Source organism: Streptomyces sp. P9-A2 (assembly GCF_036634175.1).
Lineage (GTDB): Bacteria > Actinomycetota > Actinomycetes > Streptomycetales > Streptomycetaceae > Streptomyces > Streptomyces pratens.
In genome coordinates this window covers 2,119,069-2,144,835 of sequence record NZ_JAZIFX010000001.1, presented here as the reverse complement: position 1 = coordinate 2,144,835, position 25,767 = coordinate 2,119,069, and the positions used below count along the sequence as shown (strand labels likewise).

Here is a 25,767-nt window from a genome sequence, read left to right as displayed (position 1 = left end):
CTTAGGTCCGGCCACCTCCACTCGGATCCGGTTTCCGTCCGTACGGCGGTGGCCGTGCTACCGGGTTTGATTCGCAGTGCTCCGGCTTTCAGGCCGGGGGTGAAGCGAATCGTGTGACTGCGGCGCGGAGCGTCGCGGTGGCGTTGCGGCGGAGCCGGACAGTGCGGCCACCGAGGGTGAGGCCGGGAACGGATGTTCCCGGCGACATCCGCTGTGGATCGTTCGTACGCTCCTCGCATGCAGCTTCGGTACGCCTTCAGGTTGTACCCGCAGCCCGGTCAGCGCGCCGCGTTGGCGAAGGCGTTCGGGTGCGCCCGCGTCGTGTTCAACGACGTGGTGCGTGCCCGTGAGGATGCCCGTGGGGCCGGACAGCCGTTCCCGAAGGCGGCCGAGCTGTCCCGGAAGCTGATCACCGAGGCCAAGCGGACATCCGGGCGGTCCTGGCTGGGTGAGGTCTCCGCGGTGGTGCTCCAGCAGTCCCTGCGGGACGCCGAGAGCGCGTACCGCAACTTCTTCGCCTCCCTCAACGGCACCCGCAGGGGCCCCAGGATCGGCCCGCCCCGCTTCAAGTCCCGCAAGGACGCCCGGCAGTCGATCCGGTTCACCGCCAACGCCCGCTGGAGCATCACCGACAGCGGCCGGCTGAACCTGCCGAAAATCGGCGCGGTAAAGGTGAAGTGGTCCCGCACGCTGCCCACCACCCCCACCTCCGTCACCGTCATCAAGGACGCGGCCGGCCGGTACTTCGCCTCCTTCGTCATCGACACCGGCCCCGCCGCCGACACGGCCCGGATGCCTCGGACCGACCGCACCATCGGCATCGATCTCGGCCTCACCCACTTCGCCGTCCTGTCCGACGGCACAAAGATCGACTCCCCGCGCTTTTTGCGCCGCGCGGAGAAGAAGCTGAAGAAGACCCAGCGGGAGCTGTCCCGCAAACAGAGGGGATCGAAGAACCGCGAGAAAGCCCGCCTGAAGGTCGCCCGCGCCCACGCCAAGGTCACCGACGCGCGCCGCGAGTTCCACCACCAACTCTCCACCAAGCTGATCGCCGAGAACCAAGGGATCGCCGTGGAGGACCTGTCGGTGGTGGGACTGGCCCGCACCAGGCTGGCCAAGTCCGTGCACGACAGCGGATGGTCCTCGTTCACCAGCATGCTGGAATACAAAGCGCAACGGTACGGCCGCACCTGTGTGAAGGTGGGACGGTTCGAGCCCACCAGCCAGACGTGCTCCGCCTGCGGGCACCGCGACGGGCCCAAACCCCTGCACGTGCGGGAATGGACCTGTCGCGCCTGCGGCACGCTCCACGACCGGGACCACAATGCGGCGATCAACGTGAAGACGGCCGCCGGACTGGCGGTATCGGCCTGCGGAGCGCCGGTAAGACCAGGAGCGATCCCGGCACAGCGCGAAGAAACAGGAAGCCATGGAAGCCCGCCCGACGCCCGTGCCGCGTAGCGGCACAGCACCGAGCGAGCAGGCCAGAATCTCCCTCCTCCAGGAGGGAGAGCAAGTCAATCGCCCTTCGCCGCCGTCAGTCCCTGGATCCGCCCCAGGATCTCCACCTCGCCACCGCCGCCGCCCGGGTTCAGAGCCACCTCGTTGGACACGAACTCCATCGTCAGGGTCTGCCGGATATCGCCGGTGGTCAGCGCCAGTACGTCCTTGTTCGGTGCCGGCACGGACGTCCCGGCGGCCGCGGTCTGCTTCTCGAAGTGGCGCGTGGTGAAGAAGACCAGCGCCCCGCCGTCCTCTGTACGCAGCGCCAGCGGCGCGTAGTCGCCGTTCGTCATCGGCTCGTCGATGTACTGCGTGGCCAGGCCCGGCCGGGCCGCCTTCTTCGTCCGCAGTGCCCGCCACGCGCTGGTGTGCGGCCCCTCGGCGAAGGCGGCTTCGCCACCGTCCTCGCCCTTCTTCAGATACGTCGTGTAGGCCGTGCTCAACTCGCCGGGTGGTACGGCCAGGTCGGCCGCGTTCGCGGGCACCGCCTCGGCCCAGCCGTCCTTGTCCACCGCGAACTTCGGCAGGGCGTCCGGGGCGACCAGCGTCAGATACGCCGCCTCCCAGGTCTCGTCCAGCCCGCTGCGCGTGAACACCAGCAACCAGCGGGAGCCGCCGCCCTTGTTGCCGGCCGCGTCCGCGAGGAACCAGCGGGGCCAGCCGGCCTTCTTGGGGATGGTGAACTTCGCGTCCGTCAGCTTCAGCGGCGCGTGCCGGGCATTGCCGTCAGGGCTGTTGGCCTTGCCCGCCGTCAGCCGCGCCGAGTCGATGTCGGCGAGTGCGCCGGTGGTGTACTCGGCGTCCAGGGAACTGTCGTACGCCTTGTCGGCCTTGTTGTAGGCGGCCGTGAACTCCTGGAGTGCCGTGGCCGCTTCGTCACGGGTGGTGGCCGGAAGCACCTCCCGCTCACCGTGCACCACCACGCAGCCGCTCGCCGTCAACGACAGAGCGGTCACCGAGGCCGCGATCAGCGCGCTCCGGCCCGATCCGTGGGACGCGCGAGGGCCGTGGAGCCTTCGAAGGCCGAGATACCTGCTCATCCGGTTCCTTCACCTTCCCCTTCCCGGAGGCGAACCCTACCGGGGCGAGGTGCCGCGGCAACGCCGGGACCGGATACAGCGGCCACACCGTGACCCGGCGCGGAACCCGCCCAGGTGAGGGGCCGGAGGGGGTGGTGAGGGACCGGAGGGGACGGGGAAGCGGGGACGGGGAAGCGGGGGCGGGGAAGCGGGGGCGGGGGCAGCCGGCCGGGCCAGGGACGGAGAGCGGCCGTCCCGGGCCGGGGCGAACCGTTGGGGGGCGAGGGTCAGCCGTCCCGGTTCGGGAGGACCAGGACCGCGCCCGTCCGGGGATGCGGAAGCACCTCGACGGGCTGGTCGTACACCTCGGACAGCAACCGCTCGGAGAAGACCTCGTCCGGCGGCCCGTCGGCCGCGATCCCGCCGGCGCGCAGGACCGCCACCCGGGTCGCGTAGGCCGCCGCGATTCCCAGGTCGTGCAGGACGACGACCACCGCGTCCCCGGCGAGCGCCCGTTCACGGCACAGTCGCAGCACCAGCTCCTGGTGCCGGAGGTCGAGGGCGGCGGTCGGCTCGTCGAGCATCAGCAGGGGAGTGCGCTGGGCGAGCACCCGGGCGAGGGCGACCCGGGCCCGCTCGCCGCCGCTGAGCGCGGAGAACGGGCGCGCGGCGAAGCCGGCCACCTCGGTCGCGGCCATCGCCTGGGCCACGGCCGCGTCGTCGTCCTCGGGACGGGCCGAGGTCCAGGGTGCCCGGCCCATACGGACCACCTCCTCCACCGTGAACGGGAAGGACAGCGACGCCGACTGGGGCAGCACCGAGCGGCGCAGGGCGAGTTCGGGTGCGGACCAGGCCGACGCCGGGCGCCCGTGGATCCGCACCGCCCCCGAGGTGGGTGGGAGGTCGGCGGCAAGAACGTTCAACAGGGTTGACTTTCCCGCCCCGTTGGGCCCGACCAGGGCCAGCAGCTCACCGGCCCGGACGGTGACGTCCACCCCCGTGAGCACCTCACGGGCACCGAGCCGGACGGACAGCCCCTCCGCCTCGGCGAGGACGTCACCGGGCTCCGGTGCGGACGGCGGAACGGGACGGCGACGCAGGCGGATCACGCCCAGCCTCCTTGCTTGCGACGGGTGCGGCGCAGCAGCCAGAAGAAGAACGGGCTGCCGATCAGCGCCGTGAGGACACCGAGGGGGAGTTCGGCGGGCTCGGCGACCGTACGGGCCGTCAGGTCGGCGGCGAGCAGCACCAGCGCGCCGAGCAGAGCACTGCCCGGCAGCAGGAACCGGTGCCCGGGACCGGCCGCCATCCGCAGCAGATGCGGGACCACCAGGCCGACGAACCCGACGACCCCGGAGACGCTCACGGCCGCCGCCGTCAGCAGCGCGATGACCAGCACGAGGACGATCCGCAGCCGCTCCACGTCCACGCCCAGGTGCCGGGCGGGCCGTTCGCCGAGCGCCAGCAGGTCCAGTGGGCGGGCGTACAACGGGGCCACGGCCAGGCCCAGTGCCGCGCACGGCAGGACGGCGAGGACCTTCGGCCAGGTGGCCTGGGACAGCGACCCCAGCTGCCAGAAGGTGATCTGGCTGACGGCCGCGGTGTCGGCGAAGAAGAGGAACAAGCCGATCAGCGCGCCCGCGAAGGCGTTCACGGCGATACCGGTGAGGATCAGTGTCACCACCTCGGTACGACCGCCCGAGCGGGACATCACGTACACGACCAGCACGGTGACGAGGCCCGCGACGAACGCCAGGACCGACACCGTCCAGTTGCCGGCGAAGTTCAGCCCGAGGGCGATCGCCGCGACCGCGCCCACCGCCGCGCCGGAGGAGACGCCGATGACGCCGGGTTCGGCGAGCGGGTTGCCGAACACACCCTGCATCAGAGCGCCCGCACAGCCCAGGGAGGCGCCGACGAGCAGCGCGAGCACGATCCGCGGGAACCGTACGTTCCACAGCACCGACTCGGCGACCCGGTCCAACTGCGTGCCACCGGGCCCGAGTCGGTGCTGGATCGAGGCCAGGACGTCACCGACGGGCACGTGGTAGGCGCCGGTCGCGGCGGCCACGGGGATCAGGACCAGCAGACCGGCGAGTAGTCCGGCGGTCAACAGCCAGGCGGTGGTGCGCCGTTGCCGGGACTTCGCGGGGGAGGGGGGAGGGGCGGGGGTGACAGCGGGCGGGGGCACGGAGGCCGGCCCCGGCACCGACCCCGGCTCCGGCACCGACCCCGGCTCCGGCACCGACCCCGGCTCCGGCACCGACCCCGGCACCGACCCCGGCTCCGGTTCCGGTCGCGCGGGCTTCTCCAGGAGCGTCACGCGGCACCGTCCGAGTCCGATTCCGTGGCCGAGTCCGCGCCCGACTCCGTGTCGTACAACTGCTCGACGACAGAGGTGAGCACCTGGTCGGTGCGGGGGCCGTAGTTGAGGAGCACCCCGTCCTCGACGGAGACGATGCGCCGGTCCATTCCGGCCGGCGTCTGCGCCACACCGGGGATCTCGACCAGCCCGTCCACACCGCCGACGGACTCGAGGCCCTTGGCCATGACGAGGATCGCGTCGGGTGCCGCCTGCACGAGTGCCTCACTGGTGATGGCGGTGAAGTCCTTCTCCAGTCCGGACTCGGCACCGGCGTCGACCGCGCCGGCGGCCTCGAGCAGGGAGGTCGCGCCCGAGCCCTTGCCGCCGATGAGGTACACGGAGGCGGAGCCGCGCAGGTAGAGGAAGGCGACCCGGGGCCGGGGGTCCTCGTCCGGGACCGAGTCGGTGACGGCGGCGATCCGCTGCTCGGAGCGGGTGGTCAGTTTCCTGCCCGCGTCCGGTACGCCGAGCGCGTCGGCGACGGCCCGGATGCGCGGGCCCACGTCGTCGAGGCCGGCCGCCGGATCGACGACCAGGATCCGGATGCCGGCGGCGCGGATCTGGTCCATCGCCTCGGCCGGTCCGGTCGTGGCCTCGGCGATCACCAGGTCGGGGCGCAGCGACAGCACGCTCTCCGCGGAGACGTCATGTCCCCTGGTGACGACGGGGAGTTCGGCGGCTTCGTCGAAGGTGGCGGTGACGTCACGGGCGACGACCCGGTCCCCGAGGCCGAGGGTGAACACGATCTCGCCGAGGCTCCCGGAGAGCGGCACGAGCCGGTCGGCCCGCTCGACGGTCACCTTCCTGCCGTCGGCGGAGCGGACGGTGACCGGGAGTTCGGGGCTCGGGGTGCCGGCGAGGGGCTCCAGGCGGTCGGAGACCGGGGAGGCGTTCCGGGAACCCCGCGAGGAGCCGTCCGCCCCGTCCGCCGTCGTTCCGGAGCCTGTACCGGAGGGCCCTCCGCAGGCGGTCGTGGTGAGGGTGAGGGCGAGCACGGACAGCAGTGCTCCCGCCAGTCGGGTGCGCAAGGGTCGCACGGTTCCGTCCGTTCCTTTCGGTACTGCGGATGTCGTCCGCGATGTAGCTTAGGTTAGCCTTACCTGACTTTCTGCTGGTCGTCGCCCCGGAGGATCCGCCATGCCCACCCGTCTGCGTGTTCTTGTGACCGTGCTGTGCGCGGCCGTCCTGGGAGCCCTCCTCCCGGCCGCCACCGCGCACGCCGAGAGCCGCACCGTCCAGGGCGGACGGCTCGACTGGGGCATCAAGTCGTCCTTCCAGAGCTACATCACCGGGCCCGTCGCGAAGGGGAGCTTCTCCCTCACCGGCGGCGCGGCCACCGTCGGCGGCAGCGGCTTCCGCTTCCACTCGGCGACGGGCGCCTACGACGGCGACACGGGCGCCTTCCGCGCCTCCTTCTCCGGCGGAGTGCGCTTCCTCGGGCACGCCACGGAATCCGGCGGCCACCAGCTCGACCTCACCGTCAGTTCGCCCACCGTGAGCGTCACCGGCTCCTCCGGCACGCTCTACGTGGACGTCGTGAGCAAGGCGAGGGACACCGGGGCGGTCACGACGTCCCGTCAGGTGCCCTTCGCCTCCCTCTCCCTGGGCGGCATCGACATGCGCGGCGGCGGCACCTCCGTCGTCCTCAACAACCTGCCTGCCACCCTCACCTCCCAGGGCGCCCGGTCCTTCGCCGGCTACTACACCGCCGGCACCGCACTGGACCCGGTCAGCCTCTCGGCGGACATACGGCAGGCGGCCGCCCGGCCGTCGAGCACGCCGGAGCCGAAGTCGCCCGAGCCGAAGACGACGGAGAAGGCGAAGAAGAAGCCGGCCGCGAAGGGCGGGGCCGAACTGGCCGACGGCGCCGTCGACTGGGGTGTGCGCCGCACCTTCCGCGAGTACGTCACCGGCGACATCGCCAAGGGCGAGTGGACCCTGGCCTCCGGCGCCCTCGACGGCGGCGCCCTCTACCGCTTCCCCGGCGGCGAGGGCACGTTCGAGGACGGCGACCTGACCGCCGCCTTCGACGGCACGGTCCGCTTCACCGGCGAGAACGGCCTCGACCTGCGGCTCGGCGCCGTACGCGTCACCGTCGAGGACGACAAGGGCACCCTCTACGCCGACGTGAAGAGCCCGGACCACAGCGGGAAGAAGGTGCCGCTGGTCACCTTCACGGCGGAGGACCTCAAGGCGAAGGACGGCCTGGCCCTTCTGGCCGAGGCCCCCGCGAAGCTCACCGCCGACGGCGCCGAGGCGTTCGGCGGGATGTATCCCGAGGGCACCGCGATGGACCCCGTCTCCCTGGCCGTCGCCCTCACCGACGACGCCGAACTCCCCGCCCTCCCCGACCTCGGCAGCACCCCGACGCCCGAGGCCGCACCGTCCGAGGCCGCGACCGATCCGTCCGCCGAGCCCGTGGCGAGCGCGGCGAAGGACGACGACGGCGGCCTCCCCATCCTCCCCCTCGCCCTCGCGGCCGGACTTCTGACGGCGTTCGCCGCAGCCGCCGCGTTCCTCGTCCGCAGGCGCCGTGCACAACCGGCCGCGGACACCACCACCCCGCAGGGACCTGCGCAGGGCACCCCGCAGGACACCCCGCAGGACACCCCGTAGGGAACCCCGACAGGACACCCCGTAGGGACTTCGCAGGACCACCGAACCCGCAGCAAGGAGAAGCCCGACCATGCCCGCAAGACGACGCCGTTCCACCGCCATCGCCGCCGCCGTGGCCACGGCCGCCGCCCTCGGCGCCACCGCCCTCACCGGCGCGACCTCCGCCGCCGCGGTCGAAGTCCCGCTCACTGGTTACGAGTTGACGTGGGGCATCAAGGAGTCGTACCGCACCTACGTCGCCACCTACGCGAAGGGCACCTTCACCCCCGCGGACGGCGCGACCCAGGCAGCCGGCAACGGTGCCTTCACCTTCGTCAACGGCACCGGCAGCTACGACTCCACCTCGCACAGGATGGAGATCGGCTTCGAGGGCAGCCTGGCGATCGAGTCCAAGGCGCACGGCTTCGCCCTCACCCTCTCCGACGTCACGTTCGACAGTTCGTCCGCCGAGATCACCGCCGACGTGACCAGGAACGGCGAGACCGAGGACGACGTCCCGCTCGCGACCGTCACCGTGTCCCGCTCGATGACGGACATGGCGACCGAGCTGACCGAGAAGGCCGGCGAGGTCTTCGGCAGCGCGAGCTACGCGGGCGCGGCCGGCGACCCGCTGACGGTCGTCCAGAAGACCAAGCCGACCCCTACGGACCCGACCCCTACGGACCCTGAGCCCACCGAGCCGGAGCCCAGCACCGACCCCGAGCCGACGGACGAGCCCACCTCGCCGGAGCCGACGGACGAACCGACCTCGCCGGAGCCCACGGACGAGCCGTCGTCCCCGTCGCAGTCCCCGTCGCAGTCGTCCCCCTCCTCGCAGTCCCCGTCCCCGTCGGCGTCCACCCCCTCCGACGACAACACCCCCGCGCCCGCCCAGGGCGAGATAGCCGACGGCACCCTCGGCTGGGGCGTGAAGGAGTCCTTCCGTTCATACGTGGTGGGCCCGATCGCCAAGGGCAAGGTCACCGCGTCCGACGGCGCGTCCCAGGCCTCCGGCAACGGCGCCTTCACCTTCACCGACGCGTCCGGCGCCTACGACACGGACGCCGGCACCCTCGACGCCTCCTTCGCGGGCGCGGTGAACTTCAAGGGCCATGAGAAGGGCGGCGAGTACAGCCTCGACCTGACCCTGACCGACCTGAAGGCGACCCTCGACGGGGGCACGGGCAAGCTGTCCGCCGACGTCGACAAGCTGGGCGAGAAGTCGCAGGACGTGGTCCTGGCCACCCTGAAGGCGAAGTCGTCCGCCCTGACCGCCAAGGACGACGTCATCACCGTCGACGACGTCGCCGCCACCCTCACCGAGGCCGGCGCGAAGGCCTTCGGCGACTTCTACACCGCCGGCACCGCCCTCGACCCCGTCGACCTGTCGGTCGCCCTGAGCGACGACGCCGACCTCCCGGGCGGTACCGGCGGTAGCGGTACCGGTGGCACGGGCGGTAGCGGTACCGGCGGCACGGGCGGGACCGGCACGACCGGCGGCACCGGCGGCGTCATCGGCTCGACGACAGGTTCCACCACGGGCGGCCTGAACGGCGCCCTGGCCAGCACCGGTTCGGACACCCCGGTCGCGGCCATCGGCGGCGCGGCGGCAGCGGCGGTGGCCGCGGGCGCGGCCGTGGTCTTCGCCCTCCGCAGGCGCAGCTCCACGACGGAGTGAACCGGAGCGCGGGGAGGTGACCGTGCGCCCGGGAAGGGTGCCCCTCAGCCGAGGGGCACCCTTCGCACGTACAGCCGCGGACGTGCTCCTGCCGGAATCCTTAACGGTTGAAGGCGGGCAGGGCGAACCGTGCGACGAGCGGGAAGCCGTCCTCCCGGGCGCTCTTGGCGTTCACCGAGTACACCACCGTCCGGGACAGGTCGCGGGTCGCGGCCAGCACCGTGTGGGAGCCGGGCCGGGAGCCCGTCTTGCCCCAGATCTCCGTCCCGTTGTGGACGAAGCGCTGAAGCGCCATGCCGTAGGACGCGTCGCCCTCGACGTCGGGGACGACGAGCATCTGGTCCAGCAGCGGCTGCGGCACCACCTCGCCCCGGAACAGGGCCACCAGGAACCGCTCCAGGTCGGCGGTGGTGGAGATCATGTTCCCGGCCGCCCAGCGGTCCGACATGTTCCACTCCGTCACGTCGGTGGTCCGGCCGCCGATGTCCGTGTAGGCCCGGTGGTGCGGGCCGTGGATGCGCGGGTCCGGCCCGGCGGGGAACCCGGTGCGCCGCATGCCCAGCGGACGGAAGATCCGTACGTCTGCCTGGTGTTCGTAACGGTCGCCCGTCACCTTCTCGATCAGCAGGCCGAGCACGGTGTAGTCGATGTTCTGGTACTTCTGCCGCTTCCCGGGGCCGAACGCCGGCCCCTTCGCGACCGCCGTGGCCACCACCCGCTCCGGGCTGAGGGTCCGGAACCGGTTCGGGTACATCTCCTCGGTGGTCGAACCGAGGTTCGCACCGGGCTGCAGGCCGCTGGTGTACGTGAGCAGGTGCCGTACGGTCGGCGGCTCGGTGAAGGAGTCCGGCAGCAGGCCGGGCAGATACCGGGTGAGGGGCGCGTCGAGCTCGACCCTTCCCTCCGCGACCAGTTGAAGCACCAGCGCCGCGGTGACCACCTTGGTCGTCGACCCGGCCCGGAACCGCGCGTTCTCCAGAGCCGGGGCTCCGGTCCGCAGGTCCCGCACCCCGGCGGTCCCCGTCCACCTGCCCTTGCCACCGACCCGGACGAGGGCGGCCGAGATGTCCCCGTCGGGGATGCCGGTGAGGGCCTCCTCCAGAGCGGCGACGTCGGGGCCGACGGAGGCCGGGGCGTCCCCGGCGGACGGCACGGCGCCGGACGCCGCAGTGCCGGGTTGGGCGGAGCCCGGCTGAAGGGCGCCGGCCGCTCCGGCGAGCGGGCCGAGAACCAGAGCGGCCAACAGAGCGGAGGCGGCAGCGGTGCGAGCACGAGCACGAGTACGAGCACGAGTACGAGCACGAGTACGAGTACGAGTACGAGTACGAGCGGTCATGGGCGGACTCCGTCTTTCCAGGGGGTGGCGCTTCGGGCGGTCCCCATCCTGGTGATCACGCACGCCCTCCAGATCCTGCGCACAGAGGAGTCCAACCCCCCATATTTTAAGGCCAGTTCTCGGGGTGACCCTTAGGTCGTGCCCGGCGGCGGCCTCCGGCACGAGGCGGTCGGCCGCGAGGAGGCTCAGGTCGGGCATGGCCCTGTGGACTACCGCCACCTGGCGGTCTGCTGCACGTCATGGCCACTCCTCGGGTGGGGAACTGCTCTCCACCCTTGGGGACGCGGCCCGCCCGCCGCAGGTCACGGACTGGAGCGGGACCCGCGGCCCGGTCACCGACCTGCGGTCCGGTCAAAGCAGAAGCAGCACCGCCACGCCCCACAGCACCGACAGGGCCACCAGCGGCGGCCCGACCGGCACGCCCTGCCGCCCCGTCGGCGCCTCCTCCAGCGGCCGCAGTTCCGGGCGGAGCAGCAGCGCCTGCAACTCCTCGACAGCGCGTTCCACATGCGGCTCGCGGGCCAGACGGCGCTCCAGCCACGCCCAGCCGGTGGGGGAGAGTTCGACGGGGGAGTCCTTGGCCCGGCCGACGCGGATGCCGTCATCGGAGTGCCGCACGGACGTGATCACGTTCCACGGGACCCGCCGCACGCGCCACGCCCCGGTCACCCACAGCCCGTCACGGTCGGCGGTGATCCGCCAGGTGAGCGCCGTCGCCACAGCCGTCACCAGCCACGGCAGACCCACGGCCAGCCACAGCCAGGTCCATGACGGCCCCTCGCCGAGCGTGACCCAGATGCCGCCGCCCTGCACCAGCAGCAGGCCGAGGCCCACCGTGCGCGAGAAGCCGTGCGCCGTCCACACCCGCGGGCCCGCCGTGGGTGTCATACCGGCGGCGATCTCGTCGACGGACCGCCGCGGGTTCATCCGCTTACCGCGCTGCGACCCGCGCTTCAGCAACCCCGGGACGGCCGGCTTCACCGGGGTGACGCTGCACTCCACCGACACCTCGGCGTCGTCCGCGTCGTCGCACGCGACGAAGGCGACTTCGGCGCCGGTGCAGGGGACGCCGTACAGGACGGCCTCCCGCAGCGGCGGGGGAGGGTCCTCGCCCCGGAGAATCTCCGTGATCTTGCCGAGTTCGACGACGGCTGCGGGGCCGTCGCCTGCGTCGCGGCCGTCCTCGTCCTCGCCCCCGTCCTCGTCCTCGAAGGCGCACAGCGAGTGAAAGTGCAGGATCGGCCGAAGGCCCTCCGGGTCGTCGGCCGCGAACACCCAGGTGCGGACGTCGTCATCGTGCCCCTCGCGCACCAGCACGTGCAGCACCGGCAGTGGTCCGCGCCGCAGCCGCTGCGAACGCGTCCACCCGTCCACGCCGTTCATGAGGAACGCCAGCCCCGCGACGGAGCCGCCCAGCACCAGCAGCTCCCAGCCGAAGGCGTCGTACGGCTCCGCGACCAGCGCCGCCCAGTCGCCGTCCACGACGATGTCGACCCGGCTGTCCACGGGGAAGTCCTCGGGGAAGGCCGTCTCGAAGCGATAGGTGCGCCCGTCGGCCTCCACCTTGAGGATGCCGATGCCGTCGTCGTCCTCTTTCAGGGCTGTGACCCGTCCGGACAGGTGTGTGGCGCCCGCGGCCCGCTCCTCGTACGCGTCGACGACCTGCTGGGCCTGCCAGTAGCCGAACCCGGCGACGGCCAGCAGCAGCGCGGCCAGGACGAAGGAGAACCGGCCCCGGCGGAACGTCCGCGCGGCGGCGGGCAGCGGTTGTGCGACCGGCCCGGCCGCCTCCAGGGCTAGCGCCCGCTGCCGCACGGCGACGGCCAGCCGGTGGACGAGCCCGGTGGCGGTGAACGCGACGGCCAGGAGGAACGCGAGCGCGGACGGTTCGCCGAACGCCGCCGTGAAGCCCCCGTCCACGGCGAACCCCGCCAGCACGGCCGCGAGCCCCGCGAGCGCGAGCCGCGGCTGCCGCCACACCCAGTACAGGGTCAGCACCAGCACGACGGCCATCCCGAGGCCCAGCCAGTCGGCGCCGCACGGGTCGGCGGACGTACAGGGGGCGACGGGAGCCGCCTCCATGTCCCAGATCAGCGGGGCGACCAACGCCAGCAGCGCCCACAGAGGGTGTGCCCACCGGGCGGGCACGGCGGCGAGCCAGCGCCGGGCGTCGTAAGTCCGCCAGTCGGCGGTGCCGGGCGGTATGTGTTCGGCGGGCAACGGCACGGGAAGTCTGGTCACTTGGGCATTATGACTACGCGCGATGTCCGGACGATCAGGACCTGTCCGGCGGCTCATGCGACCGTCTCGGGTTTGCGTCGTTGCCCTGCATATGGGGTGGGGAGATCTTGGTCGCACAGCCGAATTAAACGAATTGTTCAAAACAATTGGTTGACACGTAACTGTTGATGTCGCAGCCTTGTCCCATGCCGCCGACTCCCGAACAGCACCCCGCCCCCAACCCCAACTCCGCCCCCGCCCCAGACCCCTTCACGCCTCCGCGGCCGGAGCGGGCGCGGGCACAGCGCGTCCACGCCTCCCTGTTCCGTATCGCCGAGCGGCACGCGGCCACCGACGAGCAGCGCAGCCGACAGGTCCACCCCGCGGTCCTCGGCCCGCACGAGGCCGTCCGGTTGGTGTCGTTCCTGCTCAGTGGGGCCGCGCAGCGCGAGGACGGCGAACCGGAGGTGGACCGGGCCGACATCACCGCCGCGTTGAGTCTCGTCCCGCTGGTGCGCGGAGAGATGGACGAACTGGAGACCGGGCTCCTCCAGATGGCCCGTGGCCGCGGCATGACCTGGCAGGACATCGCCTTCGGCCTCGGCCTGGGCACCCCGCAAGCCGCCAGACAACGCTACGAACGCCTGGCCGACCGCACGGCGACCGCGGAGGAAGACCCGGAGTAGAAGGGCCCGCCGTCCACCCTCCCCGTGGCCCGTCCCCCGGGCTGCGGCACGCACTCCAAGGAGTTCGATCAGGCGGTCATCGTGAACTCAACACCATTCCGATCCCGCATGATCCGCGATGATGCCCACGTAAAGAACGCCTTTCTCCAGGATCTCCACACTGAGGTATGCGGTCGTCCCGTCCACCGGCTTGGTGAAGCAATCTGGCACCTTCTCGCCGTCGGCCGTGGTGCGAAGCCGCCAACTGTCGGCCCGAGCTGCCTCCCGGTAGTGCCGCAGGGCCGTCTTCGGTGAACCGGCGTACTGGTACTGCGTCCCCACGATCACGAAGCGACTGTCGTCGTCGCACTCCTGGTAGCGGCTCGCCCGGTCGGCCCCTTTCGGCGGCGTACCCAGTACCGCCTCGCCGGCCATCGCCTCGGCGAGCCGGTCCTCTTCCTCACCACAGCCGTAGACGGTCAGGAAGTACACCGCGGGCAACCCCACCAGCAGCAGTCCTGCAACGGCCACGACGGCAGTCGCAAGGGTTCCCGCCCCAATTCTCTTCATGGCGCCGGACGTTAGCGCACTCACCCCGAAGGCCTACCGCACCACCCGCCCCTGCCGTCGGGGGCTCCAGGTCGACCTGCCCGGAGCCCGCGATGCCAGTAAGCGGAGACATCAGGCAGCGGGGCGCGCTTCCCGCATCCGCAGCGCGCGGGCGAACCGGCCGAGCAGTACGGCGTTGAACAGTCCGGACAGGGCCGCACCGGCGGAGAAGAGTAACGGGCTCAGCCAGACGAGGGAGGAGGCCCACTCGGCGGGGGACGCCACCATAAGGGCGACGATGCTGAGCGGCGCCGTGGTCATGAGCGGCCAGATCCCGGCGAACCCCGGGTCCGGCAGCAGGTACGCGGCGACAAGGAAGAACCCCAGCGACGCCGCGACCACGGCGAGATACCCACGCGCGAGCCAGTTGTCCACCGCGGGCGCCAGCAGGGCCCGAGTCCTGCGCGAACCAGAGCTCGCGGGACGTGCCGTGTCCGTCGCTCCTCGTTCCGAGGAGCCCGGAACACGGGGGAGAGGCGCACGGGAGCCGGGCGAGGCGGCGTTCACGGATCTCGTGAGGAGGGCGCCGAGTGCGGCGGCGTTCACGAAGGCGCACAGAAGGAGCCATGCGACCCAGAAACCGATGGCCGACACCTCGACCACCCCGCCACCGCCGGTGCCCGGACCGAAGGGCAGGACCATCGTCAGGAAGGAGAGAGGTGCTGTGAGCAGCAGAGGGCCCGGGGCGACGCCGCTCTCCGGGAAGAGGAACATGGCCACGACGGAGAGGGCGAAGGCGGCCAGATAGCCCCTGGCGAGCCAGTTGCCCGTGGCGAGTGCGAGGAGCCGGTGCGGGAAGCCGCGCGGGCGTGAGTTGTTCGGCATCGCGGGTTCCTTGAGGTCGGTCCAAGAGTGTCGTTCTCAACGGTGGACCGGGAAGCCCGTGCGGGGGTGAGTACACGTACTCATTTCCGCCGGGGAGTATCGGCACCCCCTGACAGAGCGGCCTCTTCGTCCCGAAGTGACGTGTGGGCTGCTTGAATGCCCCCGTGAGTGATTACGACGTGGTGCGCGTCTTCTGCGGTCCCCGGGGCGGGTACGGCAACGAACTTGGTGTCGTCCGCGAGGGTTCTTTCATGCCCGAGCCGAGCGAGCGCCAGATGTTCGCGGAGAAGCTCGGCTTCAGCGAGACCGTGTTCGTCGACGACCCCGAGCGCGGGGTGATCGACATCTACACCCCCACCCTGCGCCTGCCCTTCGCCGGCCACCCCTGCGTCGGCGCGGCCTGGCTGCTCGACGTCCCCGAGCTGGTCACGCCCGCGGGGACGGTGGGCGCCCGGCAGGACGGGGAGTTCTGCTGGATCGAGGCGCGCGCGGAGTGGGTTCCGCCGCGCACTCTGCGCCAGTACGCCACCGCCGCCGAGGTCGACGCCCTGGCCGTCCCGGCGAAGGGGGAGTGGATCTACGCCTGGGCCTGGGAGGACGAGCCCGCCGGCCGGGTCCGCGCCCGCGCCTTCCCCGGCCGCGACGACAACATCCACGAGGACGAGGCGACCGGCGCGGCCGCCCTGCTCCTCACCGACCGGCTGGGCCGCGCCCTGAACATCACCCAGGGCGCCGGTTCCCAGATCCTCACGGCTCCACAGCCGTACGGCTGGACCGAGATCGGCGGACGGGTGGTCCTGGAACGCTGACGTCAGCCCAGGTGCGTGAGGAAGACACGCCAGGCGGCGCGCCCGAACGCGATCACCGGACCGGCCGGGTCCTTGCTGTCGCGTACGGGGGCGAGAGCGGGGACGCCGTGGGCGAGTTCGAGGCAGTCACCCTGCCCACCGCTGTGGCTGCTCCTGCGCCATATCGGTGCGTCGGCGGTGACGGTGACCGAATGACTCATGACCCGCACTCCACTCCTTGCCCGGGTGGATTCAGCCCAGGTGTGTGACGAAGGCCTGCCAGGCGGCACGGCCGAAGGAAATGATCGGGCCACTGAGGTTCTTGCTGTCGCGGACAGGAGCGAGGGTGGGGACGCCGTGGGCGAGTTCAAGGCATTCGTTGTTGCCACCGCTGTAGCTGCTGCTACGCCACTTCGCGCCTGACAGATCCGGCGTGCCATGGCGTGCGGTGTTCATGCCCTGTGCTCCTTGGCTCTGCGTCGGATGACCGTGCGGGATTCCACGGGGGAGAGCGCAGCAGTACGGGCTGCGTCGAACAACTCCTGATAGCGGCCGACTTCGGCCTCTCGCTCCAGCCACATTGAGCCGGTGGGATTGTCCGCCAGTACCACGTCCAGCGCAGCTTCCTCGGGGAAGCCCAGTACTACGTACGGCCCGAACATACTCGCATGCGCTCCGCGGGAGAACGGCAGGACCTGGATGGTTACGTTGGGCTGCTCGGACGCGATCAGGAGCTGCTCCAACTGCGCGGACATCACCTTTGGCCCTCCAACCTGTTGAAGAAGTACGGCTTCGGACAGCACCGCCCAGAGCTGGAGTGGCGAGTCGTTGACGAGGCGTTTCTGACGAGCGAGGCGTACCTGGACGAACTGTTCGATCTCGTCCGCCGTTTGCCACTGATGGGAGGCGACGGTCACCGCGCGGATGTATTCAGGAGTCTGCAACAGGCCCGGCACCAGTTGCGCCTGGAAGGTGCGGATGGTTCTGGCCATGGCTTCCAGCGCGATGTAGTCGCGGTAGGTGTCGGCCAGCACCGACCCGTACTGGTTCCACCACCCCTGCCTACGACGACGATTGGCCTTGCGGGCAAGCAGGCTGAGCCTGTCGCGCAGTTCGGCGTCCATGGCCCCGTACGTGAGCAGCATCGCGGTCAGGTCGGGGAGGCGAACCGTCACGCGGCCGTTCTCGATACGGCTGATCTTCCCCTTGGTGCAGTCGAGCGCCTCGGCCGCTTGCGTGGTGGTGAGTGCGGCGGCCTCGCGCAGTCGACGTAGTTCATCGCCCAGTTGGCGGCCGAGGACGGTCGACGGGCTGGAGGCAGTGGCGTTTGCAGACATGGCAACAGCTCTAGCAGCGGGATGGCTGGGATGTGCGGGACTTAACCCGAAAGATGGAACATTGAGCGCATCTCTACTGGAAACGTTGCTAGTCCACGTGATGCGCCTTCAGGCTGTCGGTGCGCACAGTCCCAGCGGAACTTGCGCCACGCGGATTTCGCCGCTGACGCCGAGTCCTGAGGAGCCCCCATGGCCTCATCGAACGACATCACCTTCCGCCTCTCCCGCAGTCGCAGCAGCGTGCCCCGGGCGCGGGCGCTGCTGCATGCGGTGCTCGGTGAGTGGGGCGTCGCCCAAGAGGTGGTGGACGACGCCGAGTTGGTGCTCTCCGAGTTGGTGACCAACGCGCTGCGCGTGCCGGTGCCGAGTGATCGGCAGATCGGGGTGCGGATCGCGCGCTCCACGGCCGAGGGATTACTGCGGTTGGAGGTGAGCGACGCCGGGGGCGGCCGGCCCGAGGTCCGGGACCCCGGCGAGGACGAGACCGGGGGGCGGGGGCTGCTGCTCGTGGCGGCCCTCGCGCATCGCTGGGGCTGTGAGGAGCGCACCGCCGGGATCGGGAAGACGGTGTTCGCGGAGCTGAAGGCCCCGGACATCGTGGCCGAGCCCGCGACGCGTGAGGTGGCGGCGGTGATGGTCCGGGCCGGGCAGACGGTGCGGGTGCGGGGCGAGTGGCGGACCGTGCTCGCCTTGCGGAGCGACCAGTACGCGGCCGGTGGACCCGCCGTGGTACTGGAGCTGGACGAAGGCCCGTCACTGCGGGTGCGCGCGGCCGAACCGTTGACCCTACGGACGGGCGAGTGCTCCGGATAATGTGGCGCCATGCGCATGTGGCAGTGCGGAGAGAGGGTGGCAGGGTGATCACGCGGATCGAGATCGACGGGTACAAGTCGTTCGACGACTTCGCCCTCGACCTGCCGCCGTTCACCGTCCTGGTGGGAGCCAACGCCTCGGGCAAGTCCAATCTGCTGGAGGCCGTGGACCTGCTGGGCCAGTTGATCCGGGAACCGACGAGTCAGACGATCGTCGACCACGCCCGCCGGGGAGGACCGAAAGAACTGTTCCGGCGTGGTCCGGACGGTGTCCCGGTCGGAGCCATGCGGATCGCGGCCCATGTGCTCGTGCACGGCTACGCCGGGTACTGCCACCTCAGGGTGGAAGCGCGGGTGACGTACGCGGACCCGCCGGACCCCCTGCGCGTCGACACCGAAGTCCTGAACGTCCACGATCACTACGCGGGGGACGCGGATCGGATCCCGCCCTCACCGAACCTGAGCCCTGGCGAAACCGGTCAGCTGCACTGCACGGAGGTTCCCGTGCAGGAGGCCGCATACCGCGCAGAGCTGGCCGAGACCTCCGGGAACTGGCGGATCCTCGAGCCCTCACCCAAGGCGATGCGTGTCGTCTCCTCCACCTACGACACCGCACCTCTCGCAGAGGACGGAAAGAACCTCGGTGCCGTTCTCGGGCGGATCGCCCGGGACCCCGAGGCCTGGTACGACTTCCGTGCCGACGCCGTGGCGCTGCTCCCCGACCTCGTGGACATCACGGTGGCGGCCAACGCCGAGTGGGGCCAGTGGGACGTCTGGCTTCAGCACCGGCACGAGCACCGAGTGCCTCCTGGCGCGGCGTCGGCGGGCACCCTGCGCATTCTGGCTCTGCTCGCCGCCGCTCACGACCCCGCGCACGAAGGGCTCCTTCTGATCGAGGAACCCGAGAACGGTCTCCACCCCACCCGGGTTCCGCAACTGCTGTCCCGGTTGAAGGCCAGGACCAGTGATCCCGCGACGCTCACCTCCGGCGACGGAAGACAGATCCTGATCACCACGCACTCCCCGGTCGCGCTCGCCGCCGCACTGGAGGACGCCCCGGACTCGGTGGTGTTCCTGGACACGGTGACCCGGTTCGGTGACGGACTCCCGCCGCGCCGGCTGACCCGGGCGCGGAAGGTGGCCGACAGCGGCGAGCGCGGGACGTTCGTCACTCCTCTCGAGGTACGGAAGTACCTCGACCCCACAGGGCGGTACGCGCGTGGGGCGTAGGTATCTCAGCCTTGCTCTCCTGACCGAGGGAGCGAGTGACCAGTGGTTCCTTGTTCCGCTCATCGACCGGCAGATCACCGAACTCGCCCTTGAAGCGCCCGCCGGCTTCGATTACTCGGGAGCGGACGTCGGAGAGTGTTTCACCGTGGCGCACCGAGACCTTGTGGTGCGTCAAGTGGCCGACCTGCTCTGCTACTACGACATTGTGATGATTCACCACGACCACAATGAGCGGAGCAAGGTGGATGCCCTCCGTGACCGCTTCCCCGACGACGCGCACCGGATCGTGGCCTTGGTGCCCGTACGGGAGACCGAGGCGTGGATGCTGGCGGACCCCGCAGCGCTGAAAGAAGCGGCACCCACGCGTGACACCGCGTGGGAGGTGTCGCACGACGTGGAGAAGGCCGCCGACCCGAAGGCCGTGCTGAAGGCGGCTCTCGGCGGCCGACGCGACGCGGAGCGGGACTTCGGGCGGCTGGGGCAGACGGTCGCGCTCGATGCCCTGCGCAAGGTTCCCGCGTACCGGGCCTGGACCGCTGAGCTGCGCAGGGCCATGGAGCGATTGCGCTTCCTGTGACTCCGGCAGGAGTCATGTCGATGGGGAACTCTCTGCCCAGGGGGCGCGGAAGATATCGGGGTTCGGGGTGGCGAAGGCCTTCAAGCGGCCAGGTGTGCTTCTGGCGTTCTCCAGAACTTCTGTGCAGGGATGAGTGGTTGCACTCATCCCTGCACGGGACGCTCAGCCCATCTCCTCCAGCGTCCTGCCCTTGGTCTCCGGCACCCACTTGATGATGAACGGGACCGCCAGGGCGGCGAAGATCGCGTAGATCACGTACGACCCGGACAGGTTCCACTCCGACATGGCCGGGAACGTCGCGGTGACCGACCAGTTGGCGATCCACTGCGCGCAGGCGGCGACGCCGAGCGCGGCCGCGCGGATACGGCTAGGGAACATCTCGCCGAGCAGCACCCAGACCGCCACACCCAGCGACATGGCGAAGAAGAGGACGAAGGTGTGGGCGGCGATCAGTGCGACGGCGGCCTGGGTGTCGGGCAGCGAGATGTCGGCGCCCGTTCCGGTCTTGTGGGAGAAGGCCCAGGCGACGGCCGCGAGGGAGACCGCCATGCCGGCGGAGCCGGTCACGGCCAGCGGCTTGCGGCCGACCCGGTCGATGAGCACCATCGCGATCACCGTGCCGACGATGTTGATGACCGACGTGGTGAACGAGTAGAAGAACGAGCTCGACGGGTCGATGCCCACCGACTGCCACAGCGAGGAGCTGTAGTAGAAGATCACGTTGATGCCGACGAACTGCTGGAAGACCGACAGTCCGATGCCGACCCAGACGATCGGCAGTAGCCCGAAGCGGCCGCGGAGGTCCTTGAACCGCGGTGCGTTGTCGCCGCGCACGGCCCGTTCGATCTCGGCCACCCGGGCATCGAGATCGACCTGCTCGCCTTCGAGCCGGCGCAGCACGTCCTTGGCCTCGCCGGTTCTGCCGACCGAGATCAGGTAGCGCGGCGACTCCGGGATGCGCAGCGCCAGCAGACCGTAGACCACGGCGGGAACGGCCGCGGTGCCGAGCATGACCTGCCACGCCTCCAGCCCCAGCAGGCTGCCGCGCTGGTCCCCGTCCGCGAGGGTGAGCACCATCCAGTTGACCAGCTGGGAGACCGCGATGCCCAGGACGACGGCGGCCTGCTGGAAGGAGACGAGCCGGCCGCGGTACGCGGTGGGCGCGACCTCGGCGATGTACGTCGGGCCGATCACGGACGCCATGCCGATGGCCATGCCGCCCACGATGCGCCAGAAGGACAGGTCCCACGCCGTGAACGGCAGCATCGAGCCGATACTGCTGGCCAGGAAGAGCAGGGCGGCCAGTCGCATCACCCGGAGGCGGCCGACGCGGTCGGCGAGCCGTCCCGTGAGCATGGCGCCGCCAGCCGCGCCGAGCAGGGCGATGGCGATGACGGCGCTGAGCGTGGCGGCGCCGACGTCGAACCGTCCCCTGATGCCCTCGACGGCGCCGTTGATCACGGCGCTGTCTTGACTTGCTCTCCCTCCTGGAGGAGGGAGATTCTGGCCTGCTCGCTCGGTGCTGTGCCGCTACGCGGCACGGGCGTCGGGCGGGCTTCCATGGCTTCCTGTTTCTTCGCGCTGTGCCGGGATCGCTCCTGGTCTTACCGGCGCTCCGCAGGCCGATACCGCCAGTCCGGCGGCCGTCTTCACGTTGATCGCCGCATTGTGGTCCCGGTCGTGGAGCGTGCCGCAGGCGCGACAGGTCCATTCCCGCACGTGCAGGGGTTTGGGCCCGTCGCGGTGCCCGCAGGCGGAGCACGTCTGGCTGGTGGGCTCGAACCGTCCCACCTTCACACAGGTGCGGCCGTACCGTTGCGCTTTGTATTCCAGCATGCTGGTGAACGAGGACCATCCGCTGTCGTGCACGGACTTGGCCAGCCTGGTGCGGGCCAGTCCCACCACCGACAGGTCCTCCACGGCGATCCCTTGGTTCTCGGCGATCAGCTTGGTGGAGAGTTGGTGGTGGAACTCGCGGCGCGCGTCGGTGACCTTGGCGTGGGCGCGGGCGACCTTCAGGCGGGCTTTCTCGCGGTTCTTCGATCCCCTCTGTTTGCGGGACAGCTCCCGCTGGGTCTTCTTCAGCTTCTTCTCCGCGCGGCGCAAAAAGCGCGGGGAGTCGATCTTTGTGCCGTCGGACAGGACGGCGAAGTGGGTGAGGCCGAGATCGATGCCGATGGTGCGGTCGGTCCGAGGCATCCGGGCCGTGTCGGCGGCGGGGCCGGTGTCGATGACGAAGGAGGCGAAGTACCGGCCGGCCGCGTCCTTGATGACGGTGACGGAGGTGGGGGTGGTGGGCAGCGTGCGGGACCACTTCACCTTTACCGCGCCGATTTTCGGCAGGTTCAGCCGGCCGCTGTCGGTGATGCTCCAGCGGGCGTTGGCGGTGAACCGGATCGACTGCCGGGCGTCCTTGCGGGACTTGAAGCGGGGCGGGCCGATCCTGGGGCCCTGCGGGTGCCGTTGAGGGAGGCGAAGAAGTTGCGGTACGCGCTCTCGGCGTCCCGCAGGGACTGCTGGAGCACCACCGCGGAGACCTCACCCAGCCAGGACCGCCCGGATGTCCGCTTGGCCTCGGTGATCAGCTTCCGGGACAGCTCGGCCGCCTTCGGGAACGGCTGTCCGGCCCCACGGGCATCCTCACGGGCACGCACCACGTCGTTGAACACGACGCGGGCGCACCCGAACGCCTTCGCCAACGCGGCGCGCTGACCGGGCTGCGGGTACAACCTGAAGGCGTACCGAAGCTGCATGCGAGGAGCGTACGAACGATCCACAGCGGATGTCGCCGGGAACATCCGTTCCCGGCCTCACCCTCGGTGGCCGCACTGTCCGGCTCCGCCGCAACGCCACCGCGACGCTCCGCGCCGCAGTCACACGATTCGCTTCACCCCCGGCCTGAAGGCCGGAGCACTGCGAATCAAACCCGGTAGCCGAAGAGGAAGCCGCCCATGGCGGCGGACGCCGCGATGAAGACGACGTGACGCAGCCGGTCCGGCCGGGCCGAGAAGCCTCCGGCGGCAGGCTGCTGTGCTGTGCTGGTCACCTGCGAGCTCCTGGGATGTGTGCCGTTGCCGTCTGCCTGGAGCAGGGGGCAAGGACAGCGGGCGCCGCGGCAGGTGTACGCACACTGCGGAGGGCGGCGCCCGGTGAGGAAGGGGGGAAACCGGTGCCTGGCTTCCGGGCGGGCTGTGCGGGGTACTGCCTGAGCCGGGCGAGCCGGCTCGGCGGATGTCCGTTTCGGTGGGCGGCCGTTTCGGCCCGTGGGCAAGCCGGGTGGGTGGTCGATCGCGGGTGCTCGGTCGGGCCCGCGCCGTCCGGCGGGAGCGGGGTCGTCCGGCGGCTGCGTGAAGTTCTTCCACGCTGCCGTGAACGGACCGGCGCGGAGGTGGCGCGCGGGCCGAAACGGCCGCCCCGGGGAGGGCGCCCGGCCCCGGCGCCGTCCGGGTGAGGACTGCGCTGCGGGGTGCGGGGTGCGCGGGGTCGCGGGGTGCCCTCCCCGCCCGTGTCGCGCCGGGTGATGCCCTGTCATGCCGGGGGACGTCGGCCGAGAGACTTCGGCGCCGCACCGGTGCACGGCGACGGGTCCGTCAGTCGAGGTCCAGGCCGCGTCGGCCCGTCTCGTTGAGCCGGTCGACGTCGAAGCGGCCGGTCCAGGTGCGCTCGTAGTGCTCCTCGGGGAAGTCACCGGGGCTGGAGCCGGTCAGGAACGCCTCGCGGACCTTCACCGCGTACTCCTCGTTGCGGGGGCACCAGGGAGCGGCGGGGATGTACATGACGTTGCCCCAGCCCTTCTGGTCGGTGATCGGCGCGACGCCGTGGATCATGTCGCAGTGCCACCAGACGGAGTCACCGGCCCTGACGTCGGGGATGCCGGTGAGGGCTTCCATGAGGAGCGGGTGCCACTTCTCGTCGGCGGGGAACACCTGGTTGGTGGTCACGCCGCACATGTCGTCGTCCGGGACGTCCGAGAGCAGCGGCCGCAGCATGAGGTACGCCATGGCCTCGGGGATCGGGACGGTGTGCAGGACGCCTTGGTCGTGGTCCATGTCCGACAGGGCGGTCCAGCCCTGGAAGGTGCGGAAGGCCGAGCACATGGTGGAGCCGGGGTACTGGGGCCCGGCCGTGCGGTGCGCGGCGTCCCAGGGGTCGTACTCCTCGACGCTGCCGTCGAACAGGTGGCGGAAGGCCTGCTGGTAGGCCTGCGTCAGCCACAGGTCGAGGGTGCCGGGGTCGAGGTGGGTGCCGAGCCCGCCCGAGTCGGCGCCCGGGGGACGGCGGCGGATGCGGTCGGGGTAGAGCGCGTCGCGGTTCGGGTCGAACCACCGCACGCCCTCGGACTCGTGCTTCCACAGGGAGTTGAGGAAGGACTGGACGTCGGCCATCCGGTCGCTCTGGCGGGCCTCCATCTGGGCCTGCGACCAGTAGATGGGGTAGATCTCCGGCTTGGAGCCGACGCTGCCGAAGAAGTCGTCGCCGGGGCCCTGGTAGTTCTCGAAGAACTCGTTGCGCTCCACGTAGTCCACGATCGAGGCGTCCCAGGCGAGGGCCTGGTCGCGTTCGAAGTGGCCGCGGACGATGAGGCAGCCGCGGCGGCGGAGCTTGTCGAGCTGCTCCGGGGTGACGGTGCCGTTCGCGATGTCCGCGTAGTCGATGACCGGCCACACACTCTCGCCGCGCTCCTTGTCCGCCTGGATCTCCGCCAGGCGGGCGCGGACGCGTTCCTCGACGACGGCGAAGACCTCCTCGACGGTGCGTCCGGAGGCCTCGATGCGGGCGCGCAGCGCGGGCTTGATCTCGCGGACGGCGGCGGCGAGGTCGTCGGGGACGGTCTCCCAGTGCGGCAGGGCGGGGAGGGCGGCCTGCTGGGTACCGGTTGCGAGCGTCATTGCTCGGGCTCCTTTGGTCAGGACTCCTTACTAGATAGTCAACGTAGCCGCGCGCTCACATTTGGGCAAGAGTCCTGACTAAAATCCTCGGCATGTCACTGGCCAAGCCGTCACTCGAAATGCTGCGCGCGCTGACCGACGAGAACGTGCTGCGCGCGCTGATGGAGGAAGGGCGCCTGACCCGCGCGGAGATCGCCGCCCGGACCGGGATCTCCAAACCGACGGTCTCCGACAGTGTGCGGCGGCTGAGCGAGGCGGGCCTGCTCGCCGACACGGGGGAGCGCACCACCGGCCGCGGCCGGGTCGGCACCTATTACTCGCTGGCCGCGGACACCGGGGTGGCGCTGGTGGCGGGCATCAGCCCCGAAGGCGTCGTCGCGGAGACGGTCGACGCCTTCGGCACTGTCACCGCCCGCGCCGAAGTCGGCCTGGGGCGCGCCCCGGGCCCGCACGCGACCGCCCGGGCCCTGACCGAAGCGGTCGCGCTCGTCCGGCCCCAGGCGCACGGCCGACTGCGTACGGCCGTGATCAGCGCGGCCGATCCGGTCGACCGCGCCACCGGACGCCTGGTGCATCTGCCGGACGCCCCGTTCCTGGTCGGGGACCTGGACCCGGCCGAGGTGCTGACCGGGCTGGTGGACGGGGCGGTGCTCGTCGACAACGACATCAACTGGGCCGCCCGCGCCGAGCGCGCCACCGGATGCGCCCTCGGGGTCGACGACTTCGTCTACGTCCACCTCGGCGAGGGGCTGGGCTGCGCGGTGGTCACCGACGCGGAAGTCCGCCGCGGACACCACGGGCTGGCCGGCGAGATCGCCCACCTCTACACCGCGGGGCCCCGGGGCACGGCGCTGCCCCTCATCGAGGTCTTCGCCGAACTCGGCCTGCGCCGTGCCGAGTCCACCGCCATCGACGTAGACGCCCTGCGCACCGCCGCCCTCGGCGACTCCGCGACGGCGCGGCGGACCCGCGGCGCGCTGGCCCGCGCGGTGGGCGGGGTGCTGGCGGCGGCGGTCGCCCTGGCGGACCCCCGGCTGATCGTCCTCGGCGGTGACTGGGGCGCCGATCCGGGCATCGCCGAGGCGATCCGCGCACACTTCGCCGAACTGCCCCGCGGCGTGCCGGTCGCAGTGGCCCAGGTCGCCGAACCCGAACTCGTCGGCGCCCGCACCCGAGCCGTGGAGGCCCTGCGCACCACCATCATCACCGCTCCCCGCCCGGAACCGTCCGCTTGACCTGGACCGACCTCCGGCGCGCCGAACGCCTCCCCGCCGGGACGGCTCCTCGCCCGCCCGAACGGCGACGCGCTCGATGACGCC

22 protein-coding genes and 3 pseudogenes are annotated in these 25,767 nt (G+C 71.1%); 9 read left to right on the top strand and 16 right to left on the bottom strand.

Annotated elements, in window-relative coordinates:
• Positions 1-237: 237 nt before the first annotated feature.
• Positions 238-1,461 carry an RNA-guided endonuclease InsQ/TnpB family protein gene (locus tag V4Y04_RS09665; RefSeq protein WP_332427037.1) on the top strand — a complete coding sequence of 408 codons (1,224 nt, stop codon included), beginning with the start codon at positions 238-240 and terminating at the stop codon, positions 1,459-1,461.
• Between the two features lie 56 nt (positions 1,462-1,517).
• Here V4Y04_RS09665 and V4Y04_RS09660 read toward each other — a convergent pair whose 3' ends face one another.
• From V4Y04_RS09660 to V4Y04_RS09640, 5 genes and pseudogenes are all read right to left on the bottom strand, one after another.
• Positions 1,518-2,543, bottom strand: coding sequence for a hypothetical protein (locus tag V4Y04_RS09660; protein WP_332427035.1), 1,026 nt, complete (start codon positions 2,541-2,543; stop codon positions 1,518-1,520).
• A pseudogene (locus V4Y04_RS09655) lies at positions 2,509-2,640 on the bottom strand (iron transporter); the annotation flags it as partial. The pseudogene V4Y04_RS09655 and the gene V4Y04_RS09660, both read right to left, overlap by 35 nt.
• A gap of 169 nt (positions 2,641-2,809) precedes the next feature.
• On the bottom strand, positions 2,810-3,631 hold the full coding sequence (locus V4Y04_RS09650) for a heme ABC transporter ATP-binding protein (protein WP_332427033.1): 822 nt from the start codon (positions 3,629-3,631) through the stop codon (positions 2,810-2,812).
• Entirely contained in the window at positions 3,628-4,713 is a 1,086-nt protein-coding gene (locus tag V4Y04_RS09645) for a FecCD family ABC transporter permease (protein ID WP_332427031.1), read from the bottom strand. The genes V4Y04_RS09650 and V4Y04_RS09645 overlap by 4 nt, the downstream gene beginning before the upstream one ends.
• Before the next feature lie 128 nt (positions 4,714-4,841).
• On the bottom strand, positions 4,842-5,915 hold the full coding sequence (locus V4Y04_RS09640) for a heme/hemin ABC transporter substrate-binding protein (protein WP_443080169.1): 1,074 nt from the start codon (positions 5,913-5,915) through the stop codon (positions 4,842-4,844).
• 109 nt (positions 5,916-6,024) lie between these two features.
• On the opposite strand from V4Y04_RS09640, the gene V4Y04_RS09635 reads away from it, so the two are divergent.
• Together V4Y04_RS09635 and V4Y04_RS09630 are read left to right on the top strand one after the other, a co-directional pair.
• Positions 6,025-7,503 carry an HtaA domain-containing protein gene (locus tag V4Y04_RS09635; RefSeq protein WP_332427027.1) on the top strand — a complete coding sequence of 493 codons (1,479 nt, stop codon included), beginning with the start codon at positions 6,025-6,027 and terminating at the stop codon, positions 7,501-7,503.
• A gap of 70 nt (positions 7,504-7,573) precedes the next feature.
• Complete coding sequence (locus V4Y04_RS09630) at positions 7,574-9,160, top strand: HtaA domain-containing protein (protein WP_332427026.1); 1,587 nt, start codon at positions 7,574-7,576, stop codon at positions 9,158-9,160.
• 100 nt (positions 9,161-9,260) lie between these two features.
• On the opposite strand, the gene V4Y04_RS09625 is transcribed toward V4Y04_RS09630, so the two are convergent.
• Positions 9,261-10,496 (bottom strand): serine hydrolase domain-containing protein, encoded by a 1,236-nt coding sequence (locus V4Y04_RS09625; protein WP_332427025.1) that lies wholly within the window; start codon positions 10,494-10,496, stop codon positions 9,261-9,263.
• Between the two features lie 351 nt (positions 10,497-10,847).
• Positions 10,848-12,794 (bottom strand): hypothetical protein, encoded by a 1,947-nt coding sequence (locus tag V4Y04_RS09620; RefSeq protein WP_332427023.1) that lies wholly within the window; start codon positions 12,792-12,794, stop codon positions 10,848-10,850.
• A 128-nt stretch (positions 12,795-12,922) separates the two neighbouring features.
• Between V4Y04_RS09620 and V4Y04_RS09615 the strand changes: the two genes are divergently transcribed.
• A complete protein-coding gene (locus tag V4Y04_RS09615; RefSeq protein ID WP_332427021.1) occupies positions 12,923-13,402 on the top strand; it encodes a DNA-binding protein in 480 nt (159 codons plus the stop codon).
• An 87-nt stretch (positions 13,403-13,489) separates the two neighbouring features.
• Here V4Y04_RS09615 and V4Y04_RS09610 read toward each other — a convergent pair whose 3' ends face one another.
• On the bottom strand, positions 13,490-13,912 hold the full coding sequence (locus V4Y04_RS09610) for a hypothetical protein (RefSeq protein WP_332427019.1): 423 nt from the start codon (positions 13,910-13,912) through the stop codon (positions 13,490-13,492).
• A 150-nt stretch (positions 13,913-14,062) separates the two neighbouring features.
• Complete coding sequence (locus V4Y04_RS09605) at positions 14,063-14,815, bottom strand: SCO4225 family membrane protein (RefSeq protein ID WP_332427017.1); 753 nt, start codon at positions 14,813-14,815, stop codon at positions 14,063-14,065.
• Between the two features lie 164 nt (positions 14,816-14,979).
• Here V4Y04_RS09605 and V4Y04_RS09600 point away from each other — a divergent pair, with 164 nt between their 5' ends.
• Positions 14,980-15,624: a PhzF family phenazine biosynthesis protein gene (locus V4Y04_RS09600; RefSeq protein ID WP_332427015.1), complete on the top strand. Its 645-nt coding sequence runs from the start codon at positions 14,980-14,982 to the stop codon at positions 15,622-15,624.
• Between the two features lie 2 nt (positions 15,625-15,626).
• Here V4Y04_RS09600 and V4Y04_RS09595 read toward each other — a convergent pair whose 3' ends face one another.
• Genes V4Y04_RS09595 through V4Y04_RS09585 form a run of 3 tightly spaced genes read right to left on the bottom strand, consistent with a single transcriptional unit; the run spans position 15,627 to position 16,940 of the window.
• Positions 15,627-15,824 (bottom strand): DUF397 domain-containing protein, encoded by a 198-nt coding sequence (locus V4Y04_RS09595; RefSeq protein WP_332427013.1) that lies wholly within the window; start codon positions 15,822-15,824, stop codon positions 15,627-15,629.
• Between the two features lie 31 nt (positions 15,825-15,855).
• A complete protein-coding gene (locus tag V4Y04_RS09590; RefSeq protein WP_332427012.1) occupies positions 15,856-16,059 on the bottom strand; it encodes a DUF397 domain-containing protein in 204 nt (67 codons plus the stop codon).
• On the bottom strand, positions 16,056-16,940 hold the full coding sequence (locus tag V4Y04_RS09585; RefSeq protein WP_332427011.1) for a helix-turn-helix domain-containing protein: 885 nt from the start codon (positions 16,938-16,940) through the stop codon (positions 16,056-16,058). The genes V4Y04_RS09590 and V4Y04_RS09585 overlap by 4 nt, the downstream gene beginning before the upstream one ends.
• Positions 16,941-17,129: 189 nt before the next feature.
• On the opposite strand from V4Y04_RS09585, the gene V4Y04_RS09580 reads away from it, so the two are divergent.
• The 3 genes from V4Y04_RS09580 to V4Y04_RS09570 are packed head-to-tail and all read left to right on the top strand — an operon-like array spanning position 17,130 to position 19,559.
• Positions 17,130-17,753, top strand: coding sequence for an ATP-binding protein (locus V4Y04_RS09580; RefSeq protein ID WP_332427010.1), 624 nt, complete (start codon positions 17,130-17,132; stop codon positions 17,751-17,753).
• A gap of 44 nt (positions 17,754-17,797) precedes the next feature.
• Positions 17,798-18,982, top strand: coding sequence for an AAA family ATPase (locus tag V4Y04_RS09575; RefSeq protein WP_332427008.1), 1,185 nt, complete (start codon positions 17,798-17,800; stop codon positions 18,980-18,982).
• Positions 18,972-19,559 (top strand): DUF4276 family protein, encoded by a 588-nt coding sequence (locus V4Y04_RS09570; RefSeq protein ID WP_332427006.1) that lies wholly within the window; start codon positions 18,972-18,974, stop codon positions 19,557-19,559. The genes V4Y04_RS09575 and V4Y04_RS09570 overlap by 11 nt, the downstream gene beginning before the upstream one ends.
• A 162-nt stretch (positions 19,560-19,721) precedes the next feature.
• Here the strand turns inward: V4Y04_RS09570 and V4Y04_RS09565 are convergent.
• The 4 genes and pseudogenes from V4Y04_RS09565 to V4Y04_RS09550 form a co-directional block, all read right to left on the bottom strand.
• Positions 19,722-21,029: pseudogene (locus V4Y04_RS09565) on the bottom strand (sugar porter family MFS transporter); the annotation flags it as partial.
• Positions 21,030-21,089: 60 nt separating this feature from the next.
• A pseudogene (locus V4Y04_RS09560) lies at positions 21,090-22,312 on the bottom strand (RNA-guided endonuclease InsQ/TnpB family protein).
• A 167-nt stretch (positions 22,313-22,479) separates the two neighbouring features.
• Positions 22,480-22,605, bottom strand: a complete 126-nt coding sequence (locus V4Y04_RS09555; protein ID WP_332427004.1) for a hypothetical protein — start codon at positions 22,603-22,605, stop codon at positions 22,480-22,482.
• Positions 22,606-23,149: 544 nt separating this feature from the next.
• Positions 23,150-24,448, bottom strand: a complete 1,299-nt coding sequence (locus tag V4Y04_RS09550) for a DUF1479 domain-containing protein (protein WP_332427003.1) — start codon at positions 24,446-24,448, stop codon at positions 23,150-23,152.
• A 92-nt stretch (positions 24,449-24,540) separates the two neighbouring features.
• On the opposite strand from V4Y04_RS09550, the gene V4Y04_RS09545 reads away from it, so the two are divergent.
• Positions 24,541-25,683: an ROK family transcriptional regulator gene (locus V4Y04_RS09545; RefSeq protein WP_332427002.1), complete on the top strand. Its 1,143-nt coding sequence runs from the start codon at positions 24,541-24,543 to the stop codon at positions 25,681-25,683.
• Positions 25,684-25,767: the final 84 nt, after the last annotated feature.